The organism is Rhizobium sp. AC27/96, from assembly GCF_001692325.1.
Classification (GTDB): domain Bacteria; phylum Pseudomonadota; class Alphaproteobacteria; order Rhizobiales; family Rhizobiaceae; genus Rhizobium.
This window is the reverse complement of record NZ_LXKN01000002.1, coordinates 181,923-207,864: the sequence shown is the minus strand read 5'-3', so window position 1 is coordinate 207,864 and position 25,942 is coordinate 181,923. Positions and strand designations below refer to the sequence as shown.

The window sequence follows — 25,942 nt, the reverse complement described above, 5'->3', positions numbered from 1 at the left end:
CATTGACGCTAGATCCTTTTGTGAGGCTGTTGACCACGATGGTGGGAGCGGGGAAGCGGATTTTCGATGAAAAATTTCGTTTTGCTTTCTTTTCACATTCGTTTTGCTCGCGTATCTGTTGATTGGGACGCAACAGTCGGGAGGAATGCATGAGCGGCTATGTCTTGGCGATCGACCAGGGAACGACGTCGACGCGGGCTATCGTTTTCGATGGCAAGATGAAGGTTGCCGGTGTCGGGCAGAAGGAATTCACCCAGCATTATCCGAAGCCGGGCTGGGTCGAGCATGATCCCGAGGAAATCTGGTCATCGGTCCTCTTCACCGTTCGCAAGGCCATCGAGGCCGCCGGCATCACGGCGAAGGACATCGCCGCACTCGGCATCACCAACCAGCGCGAGACCGTGGTCGTCTGGGATCGCGAGACGGGCAAGCCCATCCACAACGCCATCGTCTGGCAGGACCGCCGCACGGCAAGCTATTGCGAGAAGCTGAAGCGGCAGGATCTGGAAAAGCTCTTTACCCGCCATACCGGCTTGCTGCTCGACCCGTATTTTTCCGGCACCAAGCTTTCCTGGCTGCTGACCAACGTGAAGGGTGCTCGTGCGCGCGCCGCCAAGGGTGACCTTTGCTTTGGCACGATCGACACTTTCCTGATCTGGCGGCTGACTGGCGGCAAGAGCTTCGTCACCGATGCGACCAATGCCTCGCGGACGCTGATGTACAATATCGGCAGCAATGAATGGGATGAAAAGCTGCTCGATATCCTGCGCGTGCCGGCTGCGATGCTGCCAGAGGTCAAGGATTGCGCTGCCGATTTCGGAATCACCGATCCCTCGCTCTTCGGTGCCGCGATCCCGATCCTCGGCGTTGCCGGCGACCAGCAGGCGGCAACCATCGGCCAGGCCTGCTTCGAGCGCGGCATGATGAAATCCACCTACGGCACCGGCTGCTTCGCGCTGCTGAATACCGGCGCCGACATGGTACGCTCCAGGAACCGGCTGCTGACCACCATCGCCTATCGTCTGGACGGTGAAACGACCTATGCGCTGGAAGGCTCGATCTTCATCGCGGGTGCGGCCGTGCAATGGCTGCGCGATGGGCTGAAGACGATTCAGCGCGCTTCCGATTCCGGCGAGCTGGCGGCCAAGGCCGACCCGCTGCAGGAAGTCTATCTCGTGCCGGCTTTCACCGGTCTCGGAGCGCCCTATTGGGATCCGGATGCGCGTGGCGCAATCTTCGGGCTGACGCGCAACAGCGGGCCTGAGGAAATTGTCCGGGCGGCGCTGGAAGCGGTCTGCTATCAATCGCGTGACCTTCTGGACGCGATGCACAAGGATTGGCGCAACGGCGACGGCGAGGACACGGTGCTGCGTGTCGATGGCGGCATGGTGGCTTCTGACTGGACGATGCAGCGGCTCGCCGATCTGCTCGATGCTCCGGTCGATCGGCCGAAGATCCTGGAAACCACGGCTCTTGGCGCAGCGTGGCTGGCGGGCAGCCGTGCCGGCGTGTGGCCGGATCGTGACGGTTTTGCCAAGGCCTGGGCGCGTGACCGGAGGTTCGAGCCCGACATGGATGCCAAGACCAGAAATGCAAAGCTGAAGGGCTGGAAAAACGCTGTGTCGCGCACCTTGAGCACACGGTAAAGCTGCTGACAGCCAGGCCTGCCTCACCTTGGGTTATATTGTGTAAAGTTTCTTTATTTTGCTTATATGAGGAGAGGCAGCGATACTTATCTCGTCAAACGTTCGGAACGGAATGTTTCGAATCACGTTTCACCGGCTCGACCCTGGGAGATGACAAGGCGGATAATGGCTGCTCAATTTAGCGAACTGAAGAAGCATATATACAGGCAGGTCAAATATCACCTGACGCGACCAAAGCCGCCCGTGCTGGCAGAGCCGTTCAAGGGGCCTGTCCTCGTCGTGGGATCGGCGCCGATGTCGAACAAGCCTGCCGATTTCGACGAGACCTTCCGGGTGATTACCATCAATGGTTCGCAGGTGGTGACGAAGGCATGGGGGATAGAGGCCCCCGATGTCACGCTTGTGCAGTTCAATCAGATCGAGGGCAAGAACACCAATGCCGTCGAGGTGCGCCGTGTGCTGAACGGCGAACGCACCAGGATGCTTTATGTCCTGCTCTGGCGGGAGGAATTCAAACGTCTTGAAGACGGGTTGAAGGCCTTCAATTATGGCTATGACAGGCTTCAGATCGTCGACCGCTACAAGCGCATGGCGCTTCTCGACCGTGTCGGTGGCGTGAAATGCAGCGAGCTCGGTGCCGACGACAAATGCTCGAATGGCATCAATGCCGTTCTTTTTGCCCTCTATAACGGTGCCAGCGCGGTCATCATCACCGGCATCAACCCGGATTCCGGCGGCCATGTCTACAATCAGGAAAACCTGACCCGGCTGCATGTTCGCAAGGATCGCGAAGTACTCGAGCGGTTGATGGAGCGCGGCTATCCGGTCTTCACGACTGACCCCGCCGTGTCGCAGTCGGTTGGTCTGCCACTATGGGAAGGCAAGACGAAAGCCGCACAGCTATCCGAGGCTCATGCCAAAGCCGCGCGATCCCCCTCGAAAGAGGCTACCGTCTTAAACCCGTCGCTTGGCTGACGCGCTAGCCATCCGATCCGAGGCTGACGCCTGTCATCATTCCATGCCAAGATCGCGGCATGGAATCACTGAACCGTGAAACTGTCGATCGGATTGTGATGCCGCCGCCATTGCGGCCGGGCGACAAGATCCGTTTTGTCTCTCCCGCCAGCCCGCCCGACAAGGATAGGGTCCTCCGGCACGCCGAAATACTGAAGGGCTGGGGGCTGCGCGTCGATTTCGGTGAGCATGCCTTTTGCAAGCACGATTATCTTGCCGGAACCGATGAAGAGCGGTTGGCGGATCTGGATGGCGTGCTTCGCGAGCCAGAGGTTCGGGCCATCTTCACCACGCGCGGCGGCAAGGGATCATACCGGATCGCCGACCGGCTGGATTTTGCGGCCGCCCGTCGCGATCCGAAGTTCCTCATCGGTTTCAGCGATATCACCGCGTTGCATCTCAGCCTCCTGAAACATAGTGGCCTGATCGGCATTCATGGCGCCCTTTTCGCTGGCCCCGGGGAGGAAGATGTTAACCCTGAGACCATCGGTGCCCTCCGCCGGGCTTTGATGACGACGGAGGATATCACTATCCAATCCCGTCCGGGGGAGCCGACATCGGCGCTGACCACAAGCGGAACCGCCACTGGCCGGCTGATCGGCGGCAACCTCGATATGGTAGCGACAGCGGCAGGCTGGGCCTTGCCGGATTTGCATGGGGCGATCCTGCTGCTGGAAGCGGTCAGCCTTTATCGCGGGCAGGTGGACCGGCAAATGACCATGCTGCGCAAGGCCGGGCATCTCGACGGCCTGGCAGGCGTCGCGATTGGCCAGTTTACCGATTTCGAATTCGATCTCCGCTTTTCGGTCATCGATATTCTGCGCGAACATCTTGATGTGCTCGGCGTGCCGGTCCTTGGCGGCTTGCCGCTGGGGCATGGGCGCAGCCCCGGCAGCGCCTTGATCGGAGCCGTTGCGGAACTGGATGCGGAAACGGGGACATTGACGATCCGGCGTGGTGGCATCTAGCTCCCCGGTTCCGCGCGTCGCGAAGGGGAATGCATGCGCCCTGATGTCGCAGAAACTTGCCGGGCGAGCTTCAGCCGCCGAAAAGACTTATTCGCCCGGAAATTCGATGGCGATGTGTGACACAGGGCATCGGCTATGCGTTTCATCTGGTTGCTATTGGTTGGACTGCTATCGACACCGGCTTTGGCGCAAACCGTGCCTTTGGCCGAATGGGCGCATGTTTCTCCTGAGGCATCCGGATGGTCGGCGCCGAAATTGGCCGAGGCGAAGGCCTTTGCCGACGGGCACGATGTCAGCGCCGTCGTGGTGGTCCAGCATGGTGCTGTCGTTGCCGAATGGGGCGATACGAGCAAGCCGATGGAGTTGGCCTCCATTCGCAAAAGCCTGCTTAACTCCCTGATCGGGATCGCAGTCGGGCGTCATCAGATCGATCCTGGCAGCACGCTTCAGCAATTGGGTATAGACGACAAGCCGCCGTCGCTGTCCGATCAGGAGAAGCAGGCGACGGTCCGGATGCTTCTCGAGGCGCGATCGGGCATTTATCATCCGGCGCTCTATGAGACCGAGGCGATGGCCGCGCGGCGGCCACAGCGCTTCAGCCATGCGCCGGGGATGTTCTGGTACTACAACAACTGGGATTTCAACGCCCTCGGCACGATCTACGAGAAGGCGACCGGCGCCTCCATCTACGATGCATTCGAGGATGAGATCGCCCGGAAAATCGGGATGCAGGATTACGATCCGCATGTGCAGCACAAGGTCCGCGGGCGCGCATCGATCCATCCCGCGTATACGTTCCGGATGAGCACGCGGGATCTTGCCCGCTTCGCTCTCCTCTTTCTCGATGGCGGGCGCTGGAACGGGCAGGAGATCGTGCCCCAGCAATGGGTACGGTCAAGCACCACGCCCTATTCGGACGCCGATCATGGATTCGGATATGGGTATCTCTGGTGGACCGCCGACCGGCCGTCGTCAGGCACCGATGCGAGCGCAAATGCATTTCGCCTTCCGACGGGCGCTTATTTCGCCTGGGGCGCGGGTGGGCAATATGCCTTTGTCATCCCGCAGGACGACCTGATCATTGTCGAGCGCACCGATCGCGATTTGCCGCTGAAGTCTCCCCGGCTGCATGAGGTCGCCAATTTGATCGACCTCCTCCGCCAAGCCGAGCACTCCCAGCCATAATTTTTTGACGCGGTCTGTCGGAGCTGATGCTATTCCTTCGTCTTTAGAGAGAGAAGGAGGTCCTCATGCTCTACGCAATCCTATGCTACAACGACGAAGATACCGTGTTTGCCTGGTCCAAGGAGCAGGAGGATGCGACGATGGCGCGGCTTATCGCGGTGCAGACGCCGCTCGCCGAGGCCGGCAAGCTTGGCCCCGTGGCACGTTTGATGCCGACGACTGCAGCAACGACGCTGCGCAAGGGCAAGAACGAACCGATCATCATCGATGGACCCTTCGCCGAGACGAAAGAGCAACTGCTGGGCTTCTACGTTGTCGACTTCGAATCGCTCGACGAAGCGATTGATTTTTCCAAAGAGCTAGCCGTGGCCAATCCCGGCGCCGGCTCCTACGAGATTCGGCCACTTTACGTGTTCAGGCCGGGGGCGGTTGCCACATGACGGATATTGCCTGGATCGACATCGCGCTGACCAATGCCCGGCCGCAGGTGCTGGGCGCTCTGCTGCGCTATTTCCGCAATCTCGACATCGCCGAGGAGGCCTTTCAGGAGGCCTGCCTCAGGGCCTTGAAGACCTGGCCCGACAAGGGGCCGCCACGCGACCCGATTGCGTGGCTGATTTTCGTCGGCCGCAACAGCGGTATCGATGCGACGCGCAAGCAGGCGAGGATGCAGAGCCTGCCGGACGAGGAGGCGATTTCCGATACGGGCGATGCCGAGAGCGACCTTGCCGAACGGCTCGATGGTTCCGGCTACCGCGACGACATTCTCCGGCTGCTGTTCATCTGCTGCCATCCAGATCTGCCCGCGACCCAACAGATTGCGCTCGCGCTGCGCATCGTGTCCGGCCTTTCGGTACAACAGATCGCCCGCGCGTTTTTGGTGAGCGACAGTGCGATGGAGCAGCGGATCACCCGCGCCAAGGCGCGTGTGGCCGCCGCCGGCGTGGCGTTCGAAACACCGGGAGCCGTGGAGCGGAGCGAGCGGCTGGCGCTCGTCAGCGCCATGATCTACCTGATCTACAATGAAGGCTATTCCGTCGGAGGGACGCATCGCGAGGCGGCCGCCTTTTCAGATGAGGCTATCCGGCTCGGCCGGCTGCTGCTTCGCATCTTCCCCGGCGAGCCGGAAACCATGGCGCTGCTGGCGCTGATGCTGCTGCAGCAATCGCGCAAGGCGGCGCGCTTCGATGCGGATGGGCAGATCATTCTGCTGGAAGAACAGGACCGCACGCTTTGGGACCGGACATCGATCGACGAGGCACTGGCTCTGCTCGACAAGGCGATCCGCCATCGCCGGCCCGGTCCCTATCAGGTGCAGGCGGCCATTGCCGCGCTGCATTCGCGGGCCAAGCGCGCCGCAGACACCGACTGGGCGGAGATCGAGCTGCTCTATCAGGTGCTGGAAAGACTGACGCCGTCTCCGGTCGTCACGCTCAACCGCGCGGTCGCGGTTTCCAAGCTGAAGGGGCCGGAGGAGGCGCTGGCACTGATCGGGCCCCTCGAAGCACAACTCGACAGCTATTTCTACTTTCATGGGCTGAGAGGCGGCCTGCTGGTGCAGCTCGCCCGTCCGCAGGAGGCGCGCGTTGCCTTCGACAAGGCCATCGCGCTTGCCCGCTCACCGGCGGAAGCGGCTCATATCCGGCATCAGCTCGATTGCCTGAATGCGGATGCCATTGCGGCTGTAAAATAATCAAAAATTTTGTTTTCCGGATGTCGGGAAGGCATCTCCTCCCACGTCCTTGGGGCATAGGCCGAACGGGCCGCGTCAAACCAGAGAGAGGACCAGGATATGACTGAACAGAGCCAACGCCACGAGCTTTCGCTGACCCGCATCATCGATGCGCCGCGCGCGAAGATTTTTCGTTGCTGGACGGAAACGGAGCTGTTGAAGCAGTGGTTCGCGCCGCTGCCATGGACAATATCTGCCGCCAGCATAGATGTTCGCGCCGGCGGCTCAAGCTCGATCACCATGCGCAGCCCCGAAGGCGAGGATTATCCGGGCAACGGCGTCTATCTGGAAATCATCCCCAACGAACGGATCGTCTTCACCGATGCCTTTTCCAGCGCCTGGGTACCTTCAGCGAAGCCCTTCATGGTCGTGACCATTCAGCTTGACGATCTCGGTCACGGCAAGACGCGTTACACCGCAACGGTCCTGCATTGGACGGCCGAGGACCGCGAAGCGCACGAGAAGATGGGCTTCCATGAGGGATGGGCCCAGTGCGCCGACCAGCTTGCCGCGCTGGCGGCAAAGATTTGAATTTCTGATTCAATTCCGGGGGATAGTGAAATGTCTTATTTGGTCGATTCATCTGTACCGTCAGTCACGCGCACTCAACGCGTTGTCGGCATGATCCTTAGCGGGGTGCTCATCGCCTTCCTCGTCTTCGATGGGGTGATCAAGCTCATTCCGCTTGCGGTTGTCACGGAGACGATGGCGGGGCTTGGCTACTCAGCCGATCCGGCGCTTGCGCGACTGCTTGGCGTGATCACGCTTGGCTGCGCGATCCTCTATGCCATTCCGAGGACTTCGGTCCTGGGCGCAATCCTGCTCACTGGCCTTCTCGGCGGGGCTATCGCGACGCATTTGCGGATCGGCAGCCCGCTTTTCTCGCATGTGCTGTTCGGTGTCTATCTCGGCTTGATGGCCTGGGGCGGCCTTTATCTTCGATATGAAGCGGTTCGGAAAATGATTCCGTTCTTCCAGCGAAGCTTTTGATTTCGGATTCGATTTGCTAAGGCTCGCTCCCTCGAACAAGGGTGGAGCGAGCCATGCCGCAAGTGATTATCGCACCAGTCAGGCAGTCGGATGCGGACGAACTGATCGCCGCCAATATCGCCAGCCGCGCCCATCATGCCCCGTGGGCCTATCCCTTCCTGGATCGCGACGGCTTCGACGGATGGTTCGGCCAGACAATTACGGGGCCGAATATCGGGCTCGTCGCTCGGGATGCCGGCTCGGGCGGTATCGTTGGTGTCATCAACATCAGCCAGATCGTCTGGGGCGGGTTCCGCAGCGCCTTTCTCGGCTATCATGGCATGGCTGGCTTTGCCGGGCAGGGCTTCATGACCGAGGCATTGCGGCTGGCTGTGGCGCATGCTTTCGATGCCGTTGGCCTGCATCGGCTAGAAGCGAATATCCAGCCGGGAAATCTTCCTTCCATCGCGCTCGTGAAGCGGCTCGGCTTTCGCAAGGAAGGATTTTCGCCCAAATATCTGAAGATCGGCGGGGTCTGGTGCGACCATGAAAGATGGGCGCTGCTTGTCGACGATCCACGCCTTTGATCCATCTTACGAAGGCGAAAGTCGCGCCGACCGCCAGAAAGGCATTGACTGAACCGAGTGAAGAGGCGAAAGCCAGATTTTAACCTCTCAAGGCAATGACGAGAGCGCGAGACTGCCGGAAGCCGCAAATGATCATCTCGAACGACGACGAACTGACCAAGCTGAAAGAGATCGGCCGCATCTGCGCCAATGCACTGCATACCATGGCCGCCGCATTGGAGCCTGGTATTACCACGCTGGAGCTCGATGCCATCGGCCGCAAGGTGCTGGAGGATGCCGGCGCGCAGTCCGCGCCGGAGCTCGTCTACAAGTTTCCCGGCGCGACCTGCATCAGCGTCAACGAGGAAGTTGCCCACGGCATTCCCGGTCCTCGGGTGATCAAGGCCGGCGATCTGGTCAATCTCGATGTCTCGGCCGAGAAGGACGGGTTCTTTTCCGATACCGGCGCGTCTTTTGCGGTGCCGCCCGTCAAGCCGAAGATCGAGCGTCTTTGCCGGGATGGCAAGCGGGCGCTCTGGGTCGGCCTCAATCAGGTGCGCAGCGGCGCGCCGCTCTCCAGGATCGGCCATGCCGTCGGCGCTTTTGCCCAAAAAAACCGCTATACTTTGATCGCCAATCTCGCCAGCCATGGCATCGGCCGTTCGCTGCACGAAGAGCCCGCCGAGGTTTCTACCTGGGCGGACCCTGATGAGACGCGGATCATGGAGGATGGTCTGGTTTTCACCGTCGAGCCGTTTTTATCGCTCGGCGGTACCTGGGCGGAGGGCGGCGACGATGCCTGGACGCTTTATGCCGATCCGCAGGCGCCGACGGTTCAGTTCGAGCATACGATCGTCACCACCCGCAACGGGCCAGTCATCCTGACCTTGCCGGACAAGTGACATTGCGGCTCAGTCGTTGGCTTTCGGCTCTTCCGAGGTCTTCGTTTCGCCGCGGATGATATCGGCGGCTGCCCGCTCGAGGATTGCCGCGATGCGGGCACCCTCGGCCTTATCCCACGGAAATTTCGACCGCAGTGCGGAGCGCAGCAGGTGGCGGGCACGATGGACGTCGCCGGCGCCATGCCGATCGAACGGGCTGTCGCGGCCGTCCTCGTCCTGACCGTCGAAAACCTCGCGGACGCGGGCCATCTTCTCGCCGATGGCGGCAAGCTTGGTGAAGGTCGCTTCCACCAGGTCGCTGTTATCGTCGACGCGCTTCTGGCCGCTTTCGGTGATGCGGTAGAGCTTCTTCGTGCCGCTTGCCTCGACTTCGGCCTGGCCGGTTTCTTCGAGATAGGTGAGGGCGGGGTAGATGACGCCCGGGCTCGGCACGTAGAAGCCGCCGGAGCGCTCCTCGAAGGTTTTGATCAGCTCATAGCCATGGCGCGGCTGCTCTGACAGCAGGGCAAGAATGATGAGCTGCAGATCGGCTGCGTCGAACTTCCGCCCGGTGCGAAATCCGCCGCCGAACATGCCGCCCTTGAAGCCTCTCATGAAGTCTCTCCTGTGGTCGCCGTGTGATTCACGGCCTCGACCATGTCGTAGGATATATGCCTCGACCATGTCAAAGCCATCGCCGCACATACGGTCTCTAAAACCTCTCATATCGTTTCTCCTTGTGAAGTGTGAGAGTTTGTATCGTTAGTCATGTCGTACGATATATATCGTAAGATATTTGCTTACAAGATGCGGCGATGTTTTTTTTGATTGAGCGGATGGCTGCGCGAAGGGAAGGGTGGGGAAATGCCTGGACGAGTGGAAATTCCCAGCTGAACTATCGCATCACGATCATGGGATAAGCGATTACATCTATGTAAGAATGCGGCGCTGCCGGTTGCCGCTCCTGGCGAACTGTCCTAGGCTTGCCGCAAATTGACGCCATTCGTGGTCGTCCGAACCAACAGGAAGCCTAACCGTCGTGTTCAACTCCTTCTTTCCAAATCCGCGATTGTTTTTTTCGTCAGCAGTTGTCTGGGCGCTCATATGCGTCTTCTTATGGTACTTTGTGGGCATCCACGTTGTCGCGTCGATGGGCTTCCCGCCTTTGTCGGAGGAGCAACAACCGGTTGGCGCTGCGTTTTTTGCAGCTCCCACCAATTTCCTGTTTTATCTCTATTTTATTCTCTGTGGCGCCATCTTTTGCGGCTTCTGGCACACGGTTTCGAGAGATAACCGGTGGGCGGCATGGTCTGTCTGGGGTTCGGCACTTATCGTCTTCATCACCTATTTCGGTGTTCAGATCGACGTTGCCATCAATGTTTGGCGCCGTCCCTTCTTTGATCTCCTGCAAAATGCGCTCGCCGGAAAGCCTGGTATCACAAACGGAGATTTCTACACGCTTATATGGGCGTTCACGCAGCTCGGGATGGTGGGCGTAGCCGTGAGCGTTGTTTCATCGTTTTTCCTCAGCCACTATCTCTTCCGCTGGCGCTGGGCGATGAACGATTTCTACATGTCGCATTGGGAGAAACTCCGCCACATCGAGGGTGCATCCCAGCGCGTCCAGGATGACACGATGCGCTTTGCGTCCAGTCTCGAAGGACTGGGCGTCAGTCTGATCGGCTCGATTATGACGCTCATCGTCTTCCTGCCAATCCTTCTCGAACTGTCGAAATATGTCACTGATCTGCCGATTATCGGCACAATTCCGTACTCGCTCGTTTGGCTGGCGCTGCTCTGGTCGGTATTCGGCACTTTCCTGCTGGCGGTCTTCGGAATTAAATTGCCGGGACTGAATTTCCGCAACCAGCGCGTTGAGGCAGCCTATCGAAAGGAGCTTGTCTACGGAGAGGATCGTGATGATCGCGCGCTGCCACCCACGGTGCAGGAACTCTTCTCCAATGTTCGGCGCAATTATTTCAGGATGTACTTCCACTACGCCTATTTCAACATTGCGCGCTTTACCTACGGTCAGCTCGACGCGATCTTCCTCAATTTCATGCTGATCCCGACTATCGTTGCTCACAAGATTACGCTTGGTATTTGGCAGCAGATATTGACCGCTTTCGGACAGGTCAGCAATTCCTTCCAGTTTCTTGTCAGTTCCTGGACGACGATCATCGAGCTCATGTCTATTCATAAACGCCTAAAGGCGTTCGAGGCCGCCATTTACGACGAGCCGCTACCGAAGATCGATCAGCACTATCTGGAACGCGATCAATCCGTCACCCACGTCGACGGCTAATGGGATGAGGCCCTGGAAACGGGGCCTTTTTTTCATGAGTGGGTCACGGGGCTATACGCCTTGAAAGACGGCAGTCCCTTGATCTCCTTCGCCCCGCCGGGGAGGAGAGAGCTGCGGACGCTGGGGAAATCGACCCACCGGGTTGATTGCTCTTCGCTCCGAAGACCACTCCTCATCCCTGCTGCGGCTTGCCTCTTGCGGCAATCAGCGGAATGGCTTCGGAATAGCTGACGCAGGCGACATCCTGCTTGTGGCAGACATCGCTGACGAAGCGGTCGAGGGCGCGCCAATAGGCGCCGTCATTCATCTCGACGAAATGGAACCCGAGCTGCAGAGGAATGCGCTCGCCGTCATATTGCTTGTTGAAGGCTGCTTCGAAGGCATCGAAGGTGCGGTCTTCATAGGTCTTGGCATTGGCCTTGTCCTCGACGCCCTTGGAATGGCGGACATAGAGATTGTAGTCCATGCCGATCACCAGCCGATGTTCCGGCCCTTCCGGGATCAGCGGCAGACCAAAGCGATAGATGCCGTTGACCACCTGCGGCAGGGCAGGGCCTTTGGTCACCAGGCTTGCGTCATACTGAAAGCCCATCTCCTTCTCCGCTGGCACCAGGCCATCGCTGGTGGAGAGATAGGGTGTGCGAAATCCTCTAACGTCGTTAGTGGCGAAGTCTTCCCAACCCTGCGGCTCCTTGTCGGCGACGCCGACATTCTTCCAGGCATCGCGAAGCGCGACACGGGCGTTCATGAATTCCTGTTTCCAGTCGGCAGCACTCCAGCCCTTGCCATCGAAGTGGCCGCACGCATGGCTGGAAATATCATGGCCTTCCAGATGCGCGCCCCAGATGTTGGCGATGCGGATGCGCACATCGTCCTCGCTCTTGGCAAAGCCGACATTGGACTTGCCGACGCGTTGCTTCGGCCCCTGATAGGCCTTGGCTTGCGCCTTGTTCATCAGGAAGGTGCAGGAGAGAAAATAGGTGAAATGCGCGCCATTGCGCGAAGCGATCTCGCGGCTCTTGGTCCAGAGCGCAACATCATGCGCACCGTCGAAGGAAATCATCACGAGCTGCTTGGGTTTTCCATCGGCCTGGGCTGCGGCGGGCAGGGCAAGGGAAAGCGCAAGGGAGAGGCAGGAAATTGAGCGTAACATGGGCACCGACATTGCTGGATCGAGCATGGCTTGCCAAAGATCATCTGGCGATTTCAGGCGGCATGCTCCGGGGTAGCTTCCTTCCTTTCGCGCAAATGCGGCGAAGCTGCGGTGATGCTGGCAATTTTTTGCGGCAGCCGATAAGGATATGCTCACAAAATAGAAGGGGTTTCATTCATGGCTTTGCTCGTTCTCGGCATTGTTCTTTTTCTCGGCCTCCACCTCATTCGCGTCGTCGCTCCGGGTCTGCGGGCCTCCCTAATCTCCAGCCTCGGCGCATCCGGCTGGAAGGCTGCCTACTCGATCGTGAGCATCCTGACGTTGATCCTCCTGATCTACGGGTTCGGTCAGGCCCGCGACATGACGCCCATCTGGTCGCCGCCGTTCTGGATGAGCCATATCACCATCCTCCTGATGCTGTTTGCGATGATCTGTCTTGTCGCCTCGCTGCTGCCGGCGGGGCATATCGCAGTCAGGACGAAGCATCCGATGGTGCTTTCGGTGAAGATCTGGGCGCTGGCGCATCTGCTGTCCAATGGTGACGGCGCGGCAATCCTGCTCTTTGCCGCCTTCCTCGCCTGGGGTGTCATCCTGCGCATTTCACTGAAGCGGCGCGAGCGCGCCGGCGAGATCACGCTGCGTCCCTTCGTCTCGGCGAAGTACGATCTCTATGCGATCATCATCGGTGTCGTTGCCTGGGCGCTCATCATTTGGAAGCTTCATGCGTGGATTATCGGGGTTTCACCGCTGGTTATGTGACGATTTCTGCCATTCCCCCTTACATCAGCCGTAAAATGGAGTAGAAGGCCCCACTAACCCCTAAGCTCTTTGGAATAACTTGGCCTGAGCCGGAGACGAGAATGGCATTCAATGACGACAGCTTCATCCGCGAGGTGAACGAGGAACTGCGTTCGGACCAGTTGCGGTTCGTATGGCGCCGTTTTGGCAAGCTCATCATTGGGGGAGCCGTGCTTATCGTTCTCGCGACTGCGGCCTATAGCGGCTATCGTTATTGGGCGGGCAATCAGGCCGGCAGCGGTGGCGACCAGTTTCTGGCCGCCCTCACATTGGCCGACCAGAACAAGACGGACGAGGCGCTTGCCGCGCTGTCAGCCATGGAAAAGGACGGCCCTGGCTCCTATCCGTTGCTCGCGCGCTTGCGTGCCGCCACGTTGCAAGCGCAGAAGGGCGACAAGGCCGCTGCGATTGCCGCTTTCTCGGCTATCGGCAAGCAGACGGATATTCCTCTGGTTGTCCGCGATGCTGCACGCCTGCGTGCAGCCTATCTGCTCGTCGACACCGGTACTTATGATCAGGTTGCGGCCGAAGCGCAGGAATTGGCGGTACCGGCAGACACCTTCCGGCATTCCGCGCGCGACGTTCTCGGTCTTGCCGCTTACAAGGCCGGCGATTTCGCCAAGGCGCGGCAGTGGTTCCAGGCGATCGTCGACGATCCGCAGAGCCCACGCAACGTCGCCAATCGGGCGCAGATGCTGCTCGATCTTATCACGGCTACCGGCAAGGCTCCGGTCGCAAAGGGCTGAAGGACGGATCCTTAAATGAGTTTCACGGTCGCGATCGTTGGTCGCCCGAATGTCGGCAAGTCCACCTTGTTCAACCGTCTCGTTGGCAAGAAGCTGGCGCTCGTCGATGATACGCCGGGCGTCACGCGTGACCGTCGCCCCGGCGACGCCAAGCTGATCGATCTGCGTTTCCGTATCGTCGATACGGCCGGTCTCGAAGAGGCTGATGAGGAAACGCTCGAAGGTCGCATGCGTGCCCAGACCGAAGCGGCGATCGACGAAGCGGATCTGACGCTGTTCGTCGTCGACGCCAAGATGGGCCTGACCCATGTCGACAAGACGCTGGGCGAAATGCTGCGCAAGCGCGGCCGGCCTGTTGTGCTGGTTGCCAACAAATCCGAAGCGCGCGGTTCCGACAGCGGCTTCTATGATGCCTATACGCTTGGCCTTGGCGAGCCTTGCCCGATTTCGGCCGAGCATGGTCAGGGCATGATGGATCTGCGCGACGCGATCGTCGAGGCGATCGGCCATGAACGCGCCTTTCCGGAGACGGATGACGAAGCGGAAACGAATGTCAGCATTCCCCGCTCTGCCGCCGACGATGAAGGCGAGGAGATCGACGAAGAGCCTGCCTATGACGAGACGAAGCCGCTGCGCGTCGCGATCGTCGGCCGCCCGAATGCTGGCAAATCGACGCTGATCAATCGTTTCCTCGGCGAGGACCGGCTGCTGACCGGCCCGGAAGCCGGCATTACCCGCGATTCCATCTCAGTCGACTGGAGCTGGCGCGGGCGTACCATAAAGATGTTCGACACGGCCGGCATGCGTCGCAAGGCTCGCGTGACAGAGAAGCTGGAAAAGCTTTCCGTCGCCGATGCGCTGCGCGCCATCCGCTTCGCCGAGATCGTCGTCATCGTCTTCGACGCGACCATCCCCTTCGAGAAGCAGGATCTTCAGATCGTCGATCTCGTGCTTCGTGAGGGCCGCGCCGCAGTTCTCGCCTTCAACAAGTGGGACATGATCGAGGATCGTCAGGTCGTGCTTGCCGATCTGCGTGAAAAGACCGACCGGCTGTTGCCGCAGGCCCGCGGCATCCGCGCCATCCCGATTGCCGGCCAGACCGGCGAGGGGTTGGATCGGCTGATGCAGGCGATCGTCGATACCGACAAGGTCTGGAACAAGCGTATTGCCACAGCCAAGCTCAATCGCTGGCTGGAAACGCAGCAGGTTCAGCATCCGCCACCCGCGGTTTCCGGGCGCCGTATCAAGCTGAAGTACATGACGCAGGTGAAGGCCCGCCCACCGGCCTTCATGATTTCCTGCACGCGCTCCGATGCGCTGCCGGAATCCTATGTACGCTACCTGATCAATGGTTTGCGTGCGGATTTCGCCATGCCCGGCGTGCCGATCCGCATCCATTTCCGTACGTCGGAAAATCCCTTCGAAAACAAGAAGAGCAATCCCTACGAAAGCAAGAGGAAGCGGTCCTAACCGCTTCACTCGCCGGGGTAGTCGCAGAGCATATATCCGGTCAGGCTGCGTTCTTGCTGAGCGCCTCGCGCAATGTGATGATCTCGGCCTTCAGGCGCGTCAATTCGTCTATCGTCTTGTCCGAGGCGTCGAGAATGCAGGGCGGGATTTCCGCCGCCTTTTTCTTCAGTGCAACGCCTTCGGCGGTCAGGTGGATCAGTACCTGGCGCTCGTCTTCCTTGCTGCGGATACGCTGGATGTAGCCGGCCGCCTCGAGGCGCTTCAACAGAGGCGTCAGCGTGCTCGATTCCAGAAACAGCTTTTCACCGATGCCGCCGACGGTCTGGCCATCCTGCTCCCACAGCGTCACCATGACGAGATATTGCGGATAGGTGAGGTTCAGCGCGTCGAGCATGGGTTTGTACAGCCGATTCATCGCGTGGTTCGCCGAATAGAGGGCGAAGCAGATGAAGGTGTCCAGTTTCAACGGGTCGTGCGCCATTTCCAATACTCCCTAGGGAATAGCATCTAAATCGTGCGATAAACAATCGTACACCAAAACGTATATGGCTGTCACGGTTTTGTTGTGTTTTTCGGAAAACGCCTCACAGGGACGGGCTCAGACGTGATGAAAGCGCCTGTCATGCATGCACGCCTTGCAATCAGTTATCTGGAGATATGTATCGGGAATTCAACCTCGAGCCCGGTCATGCCGTGAACTCAATGGTTGTGCGTTAGCATCCGGCCACGATGATTGGCAATGCGGACGTTGCCGATGAACTGGGTGGTGGCGGCTTCCCAGGAGTAGTTGAGGGCAACTGTGCGGGCCGCATCGCGGGAGCAAGAAAGGGCGGCAAGGCAGGCCTTCGCCAGATCTGCATCCACGATACCCGCCGGTTCATTGCTGGCGAGAATGTCGGCCGGGCCGGTGACGGGATAGGCGGCGACTGGAACGCCGCTTGCCAGCGCTTCCAGGATGGCGTTGCCGAAAGTATCGGTCTTCGACGGGAAGACGAAGACGTCGGCCTGGGAATAGGCGTGCGCCAATTCTTCGCCAAACATTGCACCCGGAAAATGCACGTTCGGATAGAGCTTTTGCAGTTCCGCGCGCGCAGGACCGTCACCGACGACGACTTTCGATCCCGGCAGGTCGAGATCGAGGAAAGCCGGCAGGTTCTTTTCGAGAGCGACGCGGCCGACGGTCATGAAGATCGGGCGCGGCAGGCCGAAGGGATTATCCTCCAGCGGCTGCGGCCGGAAAAGAGTCGAATCGATGCCACGGCTCCAGGGCAACAGATTGTGAATGCCCCGCTGCTTGAGTTCGGCGGCGAGGCTTGGCGTTGCCACCATGCAGCCATAACCGGCATTGTGAAACCATTTGACGAAGGCGTAGAGCCAGCTCTGCGGTATCGGCAGGCGCGCCGAAACATATTCCGGAAACCGCGTGTGGTAGCTCGTTGAAAAGGGCATGCCGTTTCGCAGGCACCATCGCCGTGCCGTGAGGCCGAGGGGGCCTTCGGTGGCGATGTGAACATAGGTCGGCCTGAGTGCTTCGATCCTGCTGGCTATCTTGCGATAGCTGGCGATCGAAAGCCGGATCTCGGGATAGGTCGGGCAGGGGATGTTGCGGAAACCGTCCGGCGTGATCATCGACACTTCGACGCCCATGCGGACCAGTTCGCGATTGGTGTTCTCGATCGAACGGACCACGCCGTTCACCTGCGGATGCCAAGCATCGCTGACGATGAGCAGTCGTTCCGGCACGGCGACAGGCGTTGCTGCCTGGGCCCATGTATCGTGATCGATGTCTGACAAGCGTTGCAACATGCCCAAAACTACCCATCCGCACCGCATCCTCATGATGGCGGTGCAAGCGATTGCGGTGCTTCAAACATGATTCCCGCGCCCACTCTATTGTGGGGGGTGTCCATGATGGAAATATTACAGCGCCGATCAGGCGACTTTCAGCTTCTTGGGGGAGACGAGGGCGCCGTGTTCCTGAATGACTTTCGCGGCGATTTCCGCAGCGAAGCCAGCAGCGGCCAGCGGATCGTCATGCTGCAGGTAATGAGCCAGAAACGCGCCATTGAAGCTGTCGCCGGCGCTTGTCGTGTCGACCAGCTTGGCGACCTTGACTGCGGGAACAAGTGTCTCTTCGGTGTCGATGCCGATGGTCGCGCCGTCGGCACCGTTCTTGACGATGACCATATTGGCTCCGTACTGGCGATACCGACGGATGGTGCCGCTAATCGAATCGTCGCCGAAATGCGCGGCTTCATCGTCGAAGCTCGGCATCACGAGTGTCGAAGCGCGGGCGCCATCCGCGATCAACGTATGCATGGCGTCCAGGCTGGACCAGAGGCGTGGGCGCAGATTGGGATCGAAGGCAACGATCTTGCCGACGGCCTTGGCGCGACGGAGCTCGGCCAGCAGTGTGTAGGCATCCTCGCGTGGCAGGACCGCCAGCGTAATGCCTGAAAAATAGAGGACGTCGGAGGCTTCGATTGCCGTGCGCAACGCATCGCCGTCTGTGGCGAGCTGGCGGGCCGCGGAACTATCACGCCAATAGCTGAAGGTCCGTTCGCCGTCCTTCAGGTTGATCATGTAGAGGCCGGGTGTCTTGCCACGAAGGCGGCGGATCTGCGCGGTGCCGATGCCGGCGGCGCTCATGAAAGCCACCATTTCGTCCGACATTCCGTCATCGCCGAGGGCGGTGAAATAATCGATCGACCAGCCGGCTGGCAGGCAGGCGCGGGCATACCAGGCCGTGTTGAACGTGTCGCCGGCAAAGCCTTTGCGCAGATGGCCGTCATCGGCCTGCGACAGCTCCACCATGCATTCGCCGATCGATAGAAAACGCCCGCCCAAGTCTTCCTCCTGCACTTTGTCTTGCTGCTGCATACGCGTAAGCGGCAGCTTGGGCAAGGTGGGCGGCAGCGGGTGCCGCCCACTTTTGACGTGCTAGGGTCTGTCCATATGGTAGCAGGCGGCCGTCTGGCCGGGGCGCACCTGCTCGGTCGGCGGCATCTTCGTGCGGCAGATATCCGTCGCCTTCCAACAGCGCGGCGAGAAGACGCAGCCGGGCGGCGGATTGAGCGGCGAGGGCGGGTCGCCCTGCAGGCGAATGCGCTCACGGCCACGCGCCAGCTTCGGGTCGGGAATGGGCGCGGCGGAGAACAAGGCCTGCGTATAGGGATGGGCCGGATGGTCGAAGACCGTCGAGGCGTCGCCGGCTTCCACCACCTTGCCGAGATAGAGCACCAGCACGTCGTCCGAGATCAGGCGCACGACGGAAAGGTCGTGGCTGATGAAGATCAGCGTCAGGCCGAACTCCTTGCGCAGACGGCGCAGGAGGGTAATGACCTGCCCCTGGATCGAGACGTCGAGCGCCGAAACCGGCTCGTCGCAGATGATGAGCTTCGGCCGGGTGATGACGGCACGGGCAATGCCGATGCGCTGCGCCTGGCCGCCCGAAAACTCGTGCGGATAGCGATTGATCATCTCCGGCACCAGGCCGACCGCCGCCATGATCTCGCGGACGCGATCTTGACGCTGGGCTCTCGACAGTTTCGGCTCGAAGACGGTGAGCGGCTCGGCGATGATATCGCCGACGGTCATGCGCGGATCGAGCGAGGCGATCGGGTCCTGGAAGATGATCTGCATGTCGCGGCGCGCGGCGCGCATCTCCTCGTCGGTGAGATCGAGAAGATTGCCGCCCTGCCACATGATGCGGCCCTTTTGCGCCTGGATCAGCCGCAGGATGGAGCGGCCGAGCGTCGACTTGCCGCAACCGGATTCACCGACGATACCAAGCGTGCGCCCGGTCTTCAGCTCGAAGCTGACATCGTTGACCGCGGTCAGGATCATCGGCGGCTTGAAGAAGGATTTGGACGGAAGCTCGAACTCGGTTGTGAGATGCTCGACCTTCAGAAGCGTTTGCTCAGCCATGGACGAGGCTCCGTTCCTGATTAGCCGAAAGGGGATGGAAGCAGGCCGCGCAACGCTGTGGCGCCAGCCGGTCGAGCGGTGGCGCCGCGTCGAGACAGTTGTCCTCCACATGGGCGCAGCGCGGCGAGAAGGCACAGCCGCGTGGCAGGTGCATCAGGTTCGGCGGCCGGCCGGGAATGACAGCGAGATCGTCGACATCCTGGTCGGGGCGTGGGATCGAGGCATGCAGCGCTGCCGTATAAGGATGCGCCGGGTCTTCGAACAGCTCATCGACCGGCGCCTCCTCGACGATGCGTCCCGCATACATGACGGCGACGCGATCGGCGAGGCCTGCGACGACACCGAGGTCATGGGTGATCATCACAAGAGCCGTATGCATTTCTGCCGTCAACTCATTGAAAAGATCGAGAATCTGCGCCTGGATGGTAACGTCGAGCGCGGTTGTCGGCTCGTCGGCGATCAGAAGCTTCGGCTTGGTGAGCAGCGCCATGGCAATGACGATACGCTGACGCATGCCGCCCGAAAGCTCGTGCGGATAGAGGTTGAAGCGGCGGCTCGGGTCAGGAATGCCGACGCGTTTCAGCATATCGAGTGCCGCAGTTGAAGCCGCGCGTGCAGTCAAGCCACCGTGGACTTCCAGCTGTTCCGTCAGCTGTCTGGATATGCGCAGCGATGGATTGAGGGCCGTCATCGGGTCCTGGAAGACCATCGCCATGTCCTTGCCGCGGACATGGTCGAGTTCGCGCGGCTTGAGCTGAAGGATGTCCTTGCCGTCGAGCAGTGCCTGGCCGCTGGTGCGGCCATTCTTGGCGAGCAGGCCCATCAGGCCGAGAAAGGTCTGGCTCTTGCCGGAACCGGATTCGCCGACGACGGCGACGCGCTCGCCACGGCCGATCTTCAGGTTCAGCTTGGAGACGGCGGCAACTTCGCCTTCCGGTGTGCGGAAGGTGATGGAGTAATCTTTGAGTTCGAGAAGCGTGTCTGTCATGTCAGCGATCCTTCGGGTCGAAAGCGTCGCGAAGACCGTCACCGATGAAGAGCAGGCTCATCAGCAGCGCGATCAGGAAACCAGCGGGGAAGAACAGCAGCCAGGGGGTCGTTTCCATGCCGGCCGAGCCCTCGGCGATCAATGTGCCGAGAGAGGTCAGCGGTTCCTGCACGCCGAAGCCGAGATAGGAGAGGAAGCTTTCCGTAGCGATGATCTCGGGAATGGTCAGCGTCGCATAGATGACGACCGGTCCGACGAGGTTGGGCACGATATGCTTGAGGATGATCTTGAACGATCGCTGGCCCGAGGCGCGCGCCGCTTCGATGAATTCCCGCTGCTTGATGGACAAGGTCTGGCCGCGAACGATGCGGGCCATGGTCAGCCATTCGAGCGCGCCGATCGCTGCGAACAGCAGATAGACGTTGCGGCCGAAGATAACCATCAGCAGGATGACGAAGAGGACGTAGGGGAGCGCGTACATGATATCGACGAAGCGCATCATGATGGCGTCGACGCGGCCGCCGAAATAGCCGGCGACGGCGCCATAGAGCACACCGATGACGACGGAGACGAGCGTCGCCACCAGGGCGACTGTCAACGAAACGCGGGTGCCGTAGAGCGTACGCGACAGTAGGTCGCGGCCGTTGCCGTCGGTACCGAAATAGTGACCGACTGCGAAGTCCGGAGCGCCTCGGAAGGAGTTCCAGTCCGGATCCTCATAGTTGAAGGGCAGGAAATACGGGCCGAATATGGCGACCAGAACCAGTACGGCCAGCACGATCAGCGACAGTGCCGCAGCCTTGTTGCGCAGCAGGCGGCGCATCGCATCGCCGGTGAGGGAGCGCCCCTTGGGTGCAAGCCCTTCTGCTGAAAGCAATTCCGCTTCCAGCAATTCTCTCTTGGCGGAATTGAGGATCATCGCATTCTCACTTTCGGGTCGAGCCAGGCATAGGCGATGTCGACCAGCAGGTTGAGGACCACGATCAGAACCATGTAGAAAATGACCGTGCCGAGAACCATGCCGTAATCGCGATTAAGCGCCGCTCCGACGAAGTAGCGGCCGACGCCGGGGAGACCGAAGATGCTCTCCACGACCAGCGAACCGGTGAGCAGGTAGCTGGCGGCCGGACCGAGATAGGAGACGACTGGCATCATGGCCGGTTTCAACGCGTGGCGCATGATAGTGAGCCGCGGGCCGATCCCCTTTGCCTTGGCCGTGCGAATAAAGTTCTGACCCAGAACCTCGATCATCGAGCCGCGCATGAGGCGGGAAATACGCGCTGCGTGCGGCAGCGTCAGAACGATGATGGGCAGCACCAGGAAGCGGATCGAACCGTCGCCCCAGCCACCCACCGGCAGCCAGCCGAGCGTGTTACCGAAGATGAGCTGAAGGATCGGGGCGATGAGGAAGCTCGGCATGACGAGACCGATGAGCAGGCCTCCGCCCAGCCAGTAGTCGGCGCTGCGGTTCTGATACAACGCCCCAAGACAGCCTATGAAGACGCCGAGGATCGTGGCGAGCACGAAGGCGGAACCGCCGATGGTCAGCGTGTAGGGAAATCCCGACATGATTTGCTGGGTGACGGTGAAATCCTGATTGGCGAAGGAGGGGCCAAGGTCGCCCTTCATGACGTCGCCGACATAGATCAGGTATTGCTCAACCAGGGGCTTGTCGAGGTTGTAGTGAGCCGCGAGGTTGGCTTTGACTTCCGGCGGCAATGGCCGTTCGCCATCGAATGGGCCGCCGGGAGCGAGGCGCAGAATGAAAAAACACACTGTCACGGCAATCCACAAGACGGGGATTGTCGACAGCAGACGACGGAGAGCGTAACGGAACATGGGTGCGTTGAGGCCCCGCCCAGCAAGCGCCGGCGGGGCCTTTTCCTATTATTCTTTGATGGACAGCCAGCGAGTGCGGTGAATGTCCTGAATATTATCGACGAACCCCTGCACCTTCGGGGCGACGATGTTCTGCGACACGTAGTAGTAGATCGGGATCGCGGCGCTGTCATCGAGGGCCAGCTGCTCGGCCTTCTTGTAGATCTCGGCGCGCTTCTTCAGATCGATCTCTTCATTGCCCTGCTTGATCAGAGCGTCGTAATCCTTGTTGCTCCAGCGGCCGTAGTTCATCTCGACGCCGGTGGACAGAAGGTTCAGGAAGTTGATCGGATCATTATAGTCGGCGAGCCAGCCGGCACGGCCGATCTGCACCTCACCACGCTGCATTTCATCGTAATGCACCTTGGTTTCGGTGTTGTAGAGCTCGATATCAACGCCGAGCGGCTTCCACATTGCGGCGATCGCAACTGCGATACGCTTGTGGTTGTCGTTGGTGTTGTAGCGCAGCTGTGCCTTCAGCGGATGGTCAGGGCCGAAACCTGCTTCCTTCAGAAGCTTCTTGGCCTCTTCGACCTTCTGCTTGTAGGGCTCGTCTTTCCAGCTGACATAGGCCGGGTCGCCGTAATTGGCCGTGCCCGGCGGTACCCAGGAGTAGGACGGCAATTCACCGGTGCCGAGGATCTTCGGACCAATGACTTCGCGATTGACGGCCATGGAAAGGGCCTGACGAACGCGCTTGTCGCTGAAGGGCGGCTTGGTGGAGTTCAAGACGTAATAGTAGGTGCCAAGGAACGGCACCACATGCGCCTGGCCGGGCAGGTTCTTCTGGATCCAGTCGTACTGGTCGGCCGGGAAGGATGTGAGGATATCGAATTCGCCGGCACGGTAGCGCTTCAGCGCGGCTGCCTGGTCTTCCAGCGTGTAATAATTGACGTTGTCGATCTTCACGTCCTTGGCGTCGTAATACTGGTCACTCTTGACCATGCTGACGTGCGAACCGGGCACCCATTCGGTGGGCTTGTACGGGCCGTTGGTGACGATATTGCCGATCTTGACCCATTGGTCGCCCTTGGCTTCAACAACATGCTTAGGCAGCGGATAGGCCGTGTAATGCATCAAGGCGTTGAGGAAGTAGGGGGTGGGGTTTTCAAGGGTGATTTCGAGCGTCTTGTCGTCGATCGCCTTGACGCCGAGCTGGGTCAGATCCTTGATCTCGCCCTTGTTGATCTTTTCCGCGTTCAGGATCGTGTATTGCAGATAGGCGTACTGGGCGGCGGTCTTCGGGTCCATCAGGCGCTGGAAGGCGAAAACGAAATCCTGTGCTGTCACAGGCTGGCCATCGGACCACTTGATGCCGTCACGCAGCTTGAAGGTATAGACCTTCTGGTCGGGGGAAATGGTCCAGCTCGCAGCCTGACCCGGAATGGGGTTGTCCTTGGGATCTTCGGTCACCAGACCTTCGAAAATATCGCCATCGATACGGTTTTCCCAGTCGCCGGAAATTTTTTGCGGGTCGAGCGATGTTGGGTCACCGCCGTTGTGGATATTGAGGGTCGCGGCATGCGCGGAAACACTCAATATGGTGCTGACGAAAGCCGCAGCGATAAATTTTCGGGTGAAATGAGTCATATGTTTTCCCACCTTTCTGGAGTTATTATCCTTGTTTTACAAGGCTGTTTTTGATCCCGCAGGTGACCCGTACGTGCAGGTCAAGGCGGGAAGTTATCTAAAGCGACGTCGCTTTCAAGCCCCTAAAAGACGCAGAGGCTTGGTGTGACAGTTTTCATATTGATAATTCTCTAAAATTGATACTGCGAATTTACGCTTGTCATGGTTGAGATTCAGCGGTGGGCGGATTGCTGCTTGCCGGTCGCGGCTGAGTGTGCAAACTGGGAGGCCTTGTGCGATATCGAGGCGGTTTGATGACATCGACGAAGAAGGCGGCTGGAGCCGACTGGTGGCGCGGCTCAGTGATCTATCAGGTCTATCCGCGGTCGTTTCAGGATACCGATGCCAACGGGCTCGGCGACATCAAGGGGATCACCCGCCGCCTGCCTCATATCGCCGCACTCGGGGTCGATGCGATCTGGCTGGCGCCGTTCTTCACCTCGCCAATGGCCGATATGGGCTATGACGTCGCCGACTATTGCGATGTCGATCCGATTTTCGGAACGCTTGCCGATTTCGATGAAATGATGGCCGCAGCGCACCAGCTTGGGCTGAAAGTCATCATCGATCAGGTCATCTCCCATACATCGGACCAGCATCCCTGGTTCGTGGAGAGCCGGACAAGTCGTGACAATGCGAAGGCGGACTGGTATGTCTGGGCCGATCCGAAGCCGGATGGCACGGCGCCGAACAACTGGCTGTCGATCTTCGGTGGGCCGGGTTGGGAATGGGACGGCGTGCGCCGCCAATATTACCAGCACAATTTCCTGACCTCGCAGCCGGACCTGAACTTCCACAACTCCGACGTTCAGGACGCGGTGCTGGCCGCCGTGAAATTCTGGCTCGAGCGCGGCGTCGATGGCTTCCGTCTGGATACCGTCAATTATTATTTCTGCGACAAGAAGCTGCGGGATAACCCGCCGGCACTCGTTGCGACGGGGGGCCTCGATGCGCCGGAGAGCAATCCCTACGGGATGCAGAACCATCTCTACGACAAGACGCAGCCGGAAAATGTCAACTTTCTGAAGCGGTTCCGCGCGCTGCTCGATCAGTATGAGGATCGCACGACGGTCGGAGAGGTGGGCGATGGTGCCCGTTCGCTGCAGACGGTAGCCGCCTATACGAGCGGCGGCGACAAGCTGCATATGTGCTACACGTTCGATCTGCTCGGACCGGATTTCACCCCGGCGCATTTCCGCCGGTGTGTCAGCGATTTCCAGGACAATGTCGTCGACGGCTGGGTCTGCTGGGCGTTTTCCAACCATGACGTGCAACGCCATGTCAGCCGCTTTGCCGAGACGGAGGCCGAGCAGCCGCGCGTCGCCAAGCTGGCGATTTCGTTGCTCTCGACGCTACGTGGCTCGATCTGCCTTTATCAAGGCGAAGAACTCGGTCTTCCCGAGGCGGAGCTTGCCTTCGAGGATCTGCGCGATCCCTACGGCATTCGCTTCTGGCCGGCCTTCAAGGGGCGTGATGGATGCCGCACGCCCATGCCCTGGGAGGCAAGCCGTGCCCATGCCGGCTTCACGACCGCCGACAAGTCATGGTTGCCGGTGCCCTACCAGCATGCGGCGCTTGCCGTCGACAAGCAGGAGGCGGAAGAGGCGTCCGTGCTGCATCACTATCGGCAGACGCTGGCCTTCCGCAAGGAGCATGCCGCCTTGCGCGATGGCGACATGACCTTCCTCGACACCGAAGAAGATATACTCGCCTTCACGCGCCAAAAAGGCAACGAGGCGCTGCTCTTTGTTTTCAATCTTTCCCGCAAACCGGTGAAGGTCACCTTGCCGGCAGGAATTGCGATAGCGAACACCGTGCCGATGCCGGGCTTTGGCGCTGCTCATGCCGGCAAGGTCATAACGCTGGCCGCGCTCGATGTATTTTGCGGGAAGGCTGTGTGATCAATCCGCAAGCTGGCTGTCGTCGGCCTGATGAGGGCGACACTAGTCGCTGACCTGATTTCGCCAGCCGTATTCCTGCTGCGAGAAAAGCAATAGACACCTCCCGTAACCGATGTCCTTGGCTTTGCAAGGCCAGCCTAGAGAATTTTGCTCTACTTTAGCGGGCGGGAATTTTCCGACTGGACA

26 protein-coding genes are annotated in these 25,942 nt (G+C 59.9%); 15 read left to right on the top strand and 11 right to left on the bottom strand.

Annotated elements, in window-relative coordinates; translation table 11 throughout:
• Nucleotides 1–149: 149 nt before the first annotated feature.
• From glpK to map, 10 genes are all read left to right on the top strand, one after another.
• Nucleotides 150–1,646 (top strand): glycerol kinase GlpK, encoded by a 1,497-nt coding sequence (glpK, locus tag A6U86_RS07745; protein WP_068388559.1) that lies wholly within the window; start codon nt 150–152, stop codon nt 1,644–1,646.
• 165 nt (nt 1,647–1,811) lie between these two features.
• Entirely contained in the window at nt 1,812–2,621 is an 810-nt protein-coding gene (locus A6U86_RS07740; protein ID WP_068388556.1) for a membrane-anchored protein, read from the top strand.
• 59 nt (nt 2,622–2,680) lie between these two features.
• Nucleotides 2,681–3,628 (top strand): LD-carboxypeptidase, encoded by a 948-nt coding sequence (locus tag A6U86_RS07735; protein WP_068388553.1) that lies wholly within the window; start codon nt 2,681–2,683, stop codon nt 3,626–3,628.
• Between the two features lie 135 nt (nt 3,629–3,763).
• A complete protein-coding gene (locus A6U86_RS07730; protein ID WP_068388551.1) occupies nt 3,764–4,813 on the top strand; it encodes a serine hydrolase in 1,050 nt (349 codons plus the stop codon).
• Nucleotides 4,814–4,878: 65 nt separating this feature from the next.
• Nucleotides 4,879–5,253, top strand: a complete 375-nt coding sequence (locus A6U86_RS07725) for a YciI family protein (protein WP_068388548.1) — start codon at nt 4,879–4,881, stop codon at nt 5,251–5,253.
• Nucleotides 5,250–6,506, top strand: coding sequence for an RNA polymerase sigma factor (locus A6U86_RS07720; RefSeq protein WP_068388545.1), 1,257 nt, complete (start codon nt 5,250–5,252; stop codon nt 6,504–6,506). Before A6U86_RS07725 ends, A6U86_RS07720 begins: the two co-directional genes overlap by 4 nt.
• Nucleotides 6,507–6,605: 99 nt before the next feature.
• Entirely contained in the window at nt 6,606–7,076 is a 471-nt protein-coding gene (locus A6U86_RS07715) for an SRPBCC family protein (RefSeq protein WP_068388542.1), read from the top strand.
• A 30-nt stretch (nt 7,077–7,106) separates the two neighbouring features.
• The gene (locus tag A6U86_RS07710) at nt 7,107–7,535 is read left to right on the top strand and encodes a DoxX family protein (RefSeq protein WP_068388539.1); all 429 of its coding nucleotides are present in this window, start codon (nt 7,107–7,109) and stop codon (nt 7,533–7,535) included.
• A 53-nt stretch (nt 7,536–7,588) separates the two neighbouring features.
• The gene (locus A6U86_RS07705; RefSeq protein WP_068388679.1) at nt 7,589–8,101 is read left to right on the top strand and encodes a GNAT family N-acetyltransferase; all 513 of its coding nucleotides are present in this window, start codon (nt 7,589–7,591) and stop codon (nt 8,099–8,101) included.
• Between the two features lie 128 nt (nt 8,102–8,229).
• A complete protein-coding gene (gene map, locus A6U86_RS07700; protein ID WP_068388534.1) occupies nt 8,230–8,982 on the top strand; it encodes a type I methionyl aminopeptidase in 753 nt (250 codons plus the stop codon).
• 9 nt (nt 8,983–8,991) lie between these two features.
• On the opposite strand, the gene A6U86_RS07695 is transcribed toward map, so the two are convergent.
• Both A6U86_RS07695 and A6U86_RS35570 read right to left on the bottom strand, forming a co-directional pair.
• Complete coding sequence (locus tag A6U86_RS07695) at nt 8,992–9,576, bottom strand: PadR family transcriptional regulator (RefSeq protein WP_068388531.1); 585 nt, start codon at nt 9,574–9,576, stop codon at nt 8,992–8,994.
• A gap of 315 nt (nt 9,577–9,891) precedes the next feature.
• The gene (locus A6U86_RS35570) at nt 9,892–10,065 is read right to left on the bottom strand and encodes a hypothetical protein (RefSeq protein WP_198929032.1); all 174 of its coding nucleotides are present in this window, start codon (nt 10,063–10,065) and stop codon (nt 9,892–9,894) included.
• On the opposite strand from A6U86_RS35570, the gene sbmA reads away from it, so the two are divergent.
• Complete coding sequence (gene sbmA / locus A6U86_RS07690; protein WP_068388528.1) at nt 10,001–11,266, top strand: peptide antibiotic transporter SbmA; 1,266 nt, start codon at nt 10,001–10,003, stop codon at nt 11,264–11,266. The genes A6U86_RS35570 and sbmA overlap by 65 nt on opposite strands.
• Before the next feature lie 172 nt (nt 11,267–11,438).
• Here the strand turns inward: sbmA and A6U86_RS07685 are convergent, their stop codons facing one another.
• Nucleotides 11,439–12,419, bottom strand: a complete 981-nt coding sequence (locus A6U86_RS07685) for a polysaccharide deacetylase (protein WP_068388677.1) — start codon at nt 12,417–12,419, stop codon at nt 11,439–11,441.
• A 177-nt stretch (nt 12,420–12,596) separates the two neighbouring features.
• On the opposite strand from A6U86_RS07685, the gene A6U86_RS07680 reads away from it, so the two are divergent.
• The 3 genes from A6U86_RS07680 (at nt 12,597) to der (ending at nt 15,433) form a co-directional block, all read left to right on the top strand.
• Nucleotides 12,597–13,178: an NnrU family protein gene (locus A6U86_RS07680; RefSeq protein ID WP_068388525.1), complete on the top strand. Its 582-nt coding sequence runs from the start codon at nt 12,597–12,599 to the stop codon at nt 13,176–13,178.
• A gap of 101 nt (nt 13,179–13,279) precedes the next feature.
• Nucleotides 13,280–13,963, top strand: coding sequence for a tetratricopeptide repeat protein (locus tag A6U86_RS07675; RefSeq protein WP_068388522.1), 684 nt, complete (start codon nt 13,280–13,282; stop codon nt 13,961–13,963).
• Nucleotides 13,964–13,978: 15 nt separating this feature from the next.
• Nucleotides 13,979–15,433 carry a ribosome biogenesis GTPase Der gene (gene der / locus A6U86_RS07670; protein WP_068388519.1) on the top strand — a complete coding sequence of 485 codons (1,455 nt, stop codon included), beginning with the start codon at nt 13,979–13,981 and terminating at the stop codon, nt 15,431–15,433.
• Nucleotides 15,434–15,473: 40 nt separating this feature from the next.
• Here der and A6U86_RS07665 read toward each other — a convergent pair whose 3' ends face one another.
• The 8 genes from A6U86_RS07665 to A6U86_RS07630 all read right to left on the bottom strand — a co-directional run bounded on the left by A6U86_RS07665 (nt 15,474) and on the right by A6U86_RS07630 (nt 23,816).
• Nucleotides 15,474–15,914 carry a MarR family winged helix-turn-helix transcriptional regulator gene (locus A6U86_RS07665; RefSeq protein ID WP_068388516.1) on the bottom strand — a complete coding sequence of 147 codons (441 nt, stop codon included), beginning with the start codon at nt 15,912–15,914 and terminating at the stop codon, nt 15,474–15,476.
• Nucleotides 15,915–16,132: 218 nt separating this feature from the next.
• A complete protein-coding gene (locus A6U86_RS07660) occupies nt 16,133–17,239 on the bottom strand; it encodes a glycosyltransferase family 1 protein (RefSeq protein WP_068388513.1) in 1,107 nt (368 codons plus the stop codon).
• Between the two features lie 126 nt (nt 17,240–17,365).
• On the bottom strand, nt 17,366–18,280 hold the full coding sequence (locus A6U86_RS07655; protein ID WP_141683651.1) for a sugar kinase: 915 nt from the start codon (nt 18,278–18,280) through the stop codon (nt 17,366–17,368).
• A 93-nt stretch (nt 18,281–18,373) separates the two neighbouring features.
• The gene (locus A6U86_RS07650) at nt 18,374–19,360 is read right to left on the bottom strand and encodes an ABC transporter ATP-binding protein (RefSeq protein ID WP_068388507.1); all 987 of its coding nucleotides are present in this window, start codon (nt 19,358–19,360) and stop codon (nt 18,374–18,376) included.
• Nucleotides 19,353–20,348: an ABC transporter ATP-binding protein gene (locus A6U86_RS07645; protein ID WP_068388504.1), complete on the bottom strand. Its 996-nt coding sequence runs from the start codon at nt 20,346–20,348 to the stop codon at nt 19,353–19,355. Before A6U86_RS07645 ends, A6U86_RS07650 begins: the two co-directional genes overlap by 8 nt.
• A 1-nt stretch (nt 20,349) precedes the next feature.
• Nucleotides 20,350–21,267: an ABC transporter permease gene (locus A6U86_RS07640; protein ID WP_068388501.1), complete on the bottom strand. Its 918-nt coding sequence runs from the start codon at nt 21,265–21,267 to the stop codon at nt 20,350–20,352.
• Nucleotides 21,264–22,187, bottom strand: a complete 924-nt coding sequence (locus tag A6U86_RS07635) for an ABC transporter permease subunit (RefSeq protein ID WP_068388499.1) — start codon at nt 22,185–22,187, stop codon at nt 21,264–21,266. The genes A6U86_RS07640 and A6U86_RS07635 overlap by 4 nt, the downstream gene beginning before the upstream one ends.
• 48 nt (nt 22,188–22,235) lie before the next feature.
• The gene (locus A6U86_RS07630) at nt 22,236–23,816 is read right to left on the bottom strand and encodes a peptide ABC transporter substrate-binding protein (protein ID WP_068388496.1); all 1,581 of its coding nucleotides are present in this window, start codon (nt 23,814–23,816) and stop codon (nt 22,236–22,238) included.
• 293 nt (nt 23,817–24,109) lie between these two features.
• Between A6U86_RS07630 and A6U86_RS07625 the strand changes: the two genes are divergently transcribed.
• Nucleotides 24,110–25,756, top strand: coding sequence for an alpha-glucosidase family protein (locus tag A6U86_RS07625; RefSeq protein ID WP_068388493.1), 1,647 nt, complete (start codon nt 24,110–24,112; stop codon nt 25,754–25,756).
• Nucleotides 25,757–25,942: the final 186 nt, after the last annotated feature.

Coding starts and splice junctions, on each gene's coding strand:
- glpK (WP_068388559.1), top strand. CDS start 150: ATGAGCGGCTATGTCTTGGCGATCGACCAGGGAACGACGTCGACGCGG.
- A6U86_RS07740 (WP_068388556.1), top strand. CDS start 1,812: ATGGCTGCTCAATTTAGCGAACTGAAGAAGCATATATACAGGCAGGTC.
- A6U86_RS07735 (WP_068388553.1), top strand. CDS start 2,681: ATGGAATCACTGAACCGTGAAACTGTCGATCGGATTGTGATGCCGCCG.
- A6U86_RS07730 (WP_068388551.1), top strand. CDS start 3,764: ATGCGTTTCATCTGGTTGCTATTGGTTGGACTGCTATCGACACCGGCT.
- A6U86_RS07725 (WP_068388548.1), top strand. CDS start 4,879: ATGCTCTACGCAATCCTATGCTACAACGACGAAGATACCGTGTTTGCC.
- A6U86_RS07720 (WP_068388545.1), top strand. CDS start 5,250: ATGACGGATATTGCCTGGATCGACATCGCGCTGACCAATGCCCGGCCG.
- A6U86_RS07715 (WP_068388542.1), top strand. CDS start 6,606: ATGACTGAACAGAGCCAACGCCACGAGCTTTCGCTGACCCGCATCATC.
- A6U86_RS07710 (WP_068388539.1), top strand. CDS start 7,107: ATGTCTTATTTGGTCGATTCATCTGTACCGTCAGTCACGCGCACTCAA.
- A6U86_RS07705 (WP_068388679.1), top strand. CDS start 7,589: ATGCCGCAAGTGATTATCGCACCAGTCAGGCAGTCGGATGCGGACGAA.
- map (WP_068388534.1), top strand. CDS start 8,230: ATGATCATCTCGAACGACGACGAACTGACCAAGCTGAAAGAGATCGGC.
- A6U86_RS07695 (WP_068388531.1), bottom strand. CDS start 9,576: ATGAGAGGCTTCAAGGGCGGCATGTTCGGCGGCGGATTTCGCACCGGG.
- A6U86_RS35570 (WP_198929032.1), bottom strand. CDS start 10,065: ATGAGCGCCCAGACAACTGCTGACGAAAAAAACAATCGCGGATTTGGA.
- A6U86_RS07685 (WP_068388677.1), bottom strand. CDS start 12,419: ATGTTACGCTCAATTTCCTGCCTCTCCCTTGCGCTTTCCCTTGCCCTG.
- A6U86_RS07680 (WP_068388525.1), top strand. CDS start 12,597: ATGGCTTTGCTCGTTCTCGGCATTGTTCTTTTTCTCGGCCTCCACCTC.
- A6U86_RS07675 (WP_068388522.1), top strand. CDS start 13,280: ATGGCATTCAATGACGACAGCTTCATCCGCGAGGTGAACGAGGAACTG.
- der (WP_068388519.1), top strand. CDS start 13,979: ATGAGTTTCACGGTCGCGATCGTTGGTCGCCCGAATGTCGGCAAGTCC.
- A6U86_RS07665 (WP_068388516.1), bottom strand. CDS start 15,914: ATGGCGCACGACCCGTTGAAACTGGACACCTTCATCTGCTTCGCCCTC.
- A6U86_RS07660 (WP_068388513.1), bottom strand. CDS start 17,239: ATGTTGCAACGCTTGTCAGACATCGATCACGATACATGGGCCCAGGCA.
- A6U86_RS07650 (WP_068388507.1), bottom strand. CDS start 19,360: ATGGCTGAGCAAACGCTTCTGAAGGTCGAGCATCTCACAACCGAGTTC.
- A6U86_RS07645 (WP_068388504.1), bottom strand. CDS start 20,348: ATGACAGACACGCTTCTCGAACTCAAAGATTACTCCATCACCTTCCGC.
- A6U86_RS07640 (WP_068388501.1), bottom strand. CDS start 21,267: ATGATCCTCAATTCCGCCAAGAGAGAATTGCTGGAAGCGGAATTGCTT.
- A6U86_RS07635 (WP_068388499.1), bottom strand. CDS start 22,187: ATGTTCCGTTACGCTCTCCGTCGTCTGCTGTCGACAATCCCCGTCTTG.
- A6U86_RS07630 (WP_068388496.1), bottom strand. CDS start 23,816: ATGACTCATTTCACCCGAAAATTTATCGCTGCGGCTTTCGTCAGCACC.
- A6U86_RS07625 (WP_068388493.1), top strand. CDS start 24,110: ATGACATCGACGAAGAAGGCGGCTGGAGCCGACTGGTGGCGCGGCTCA.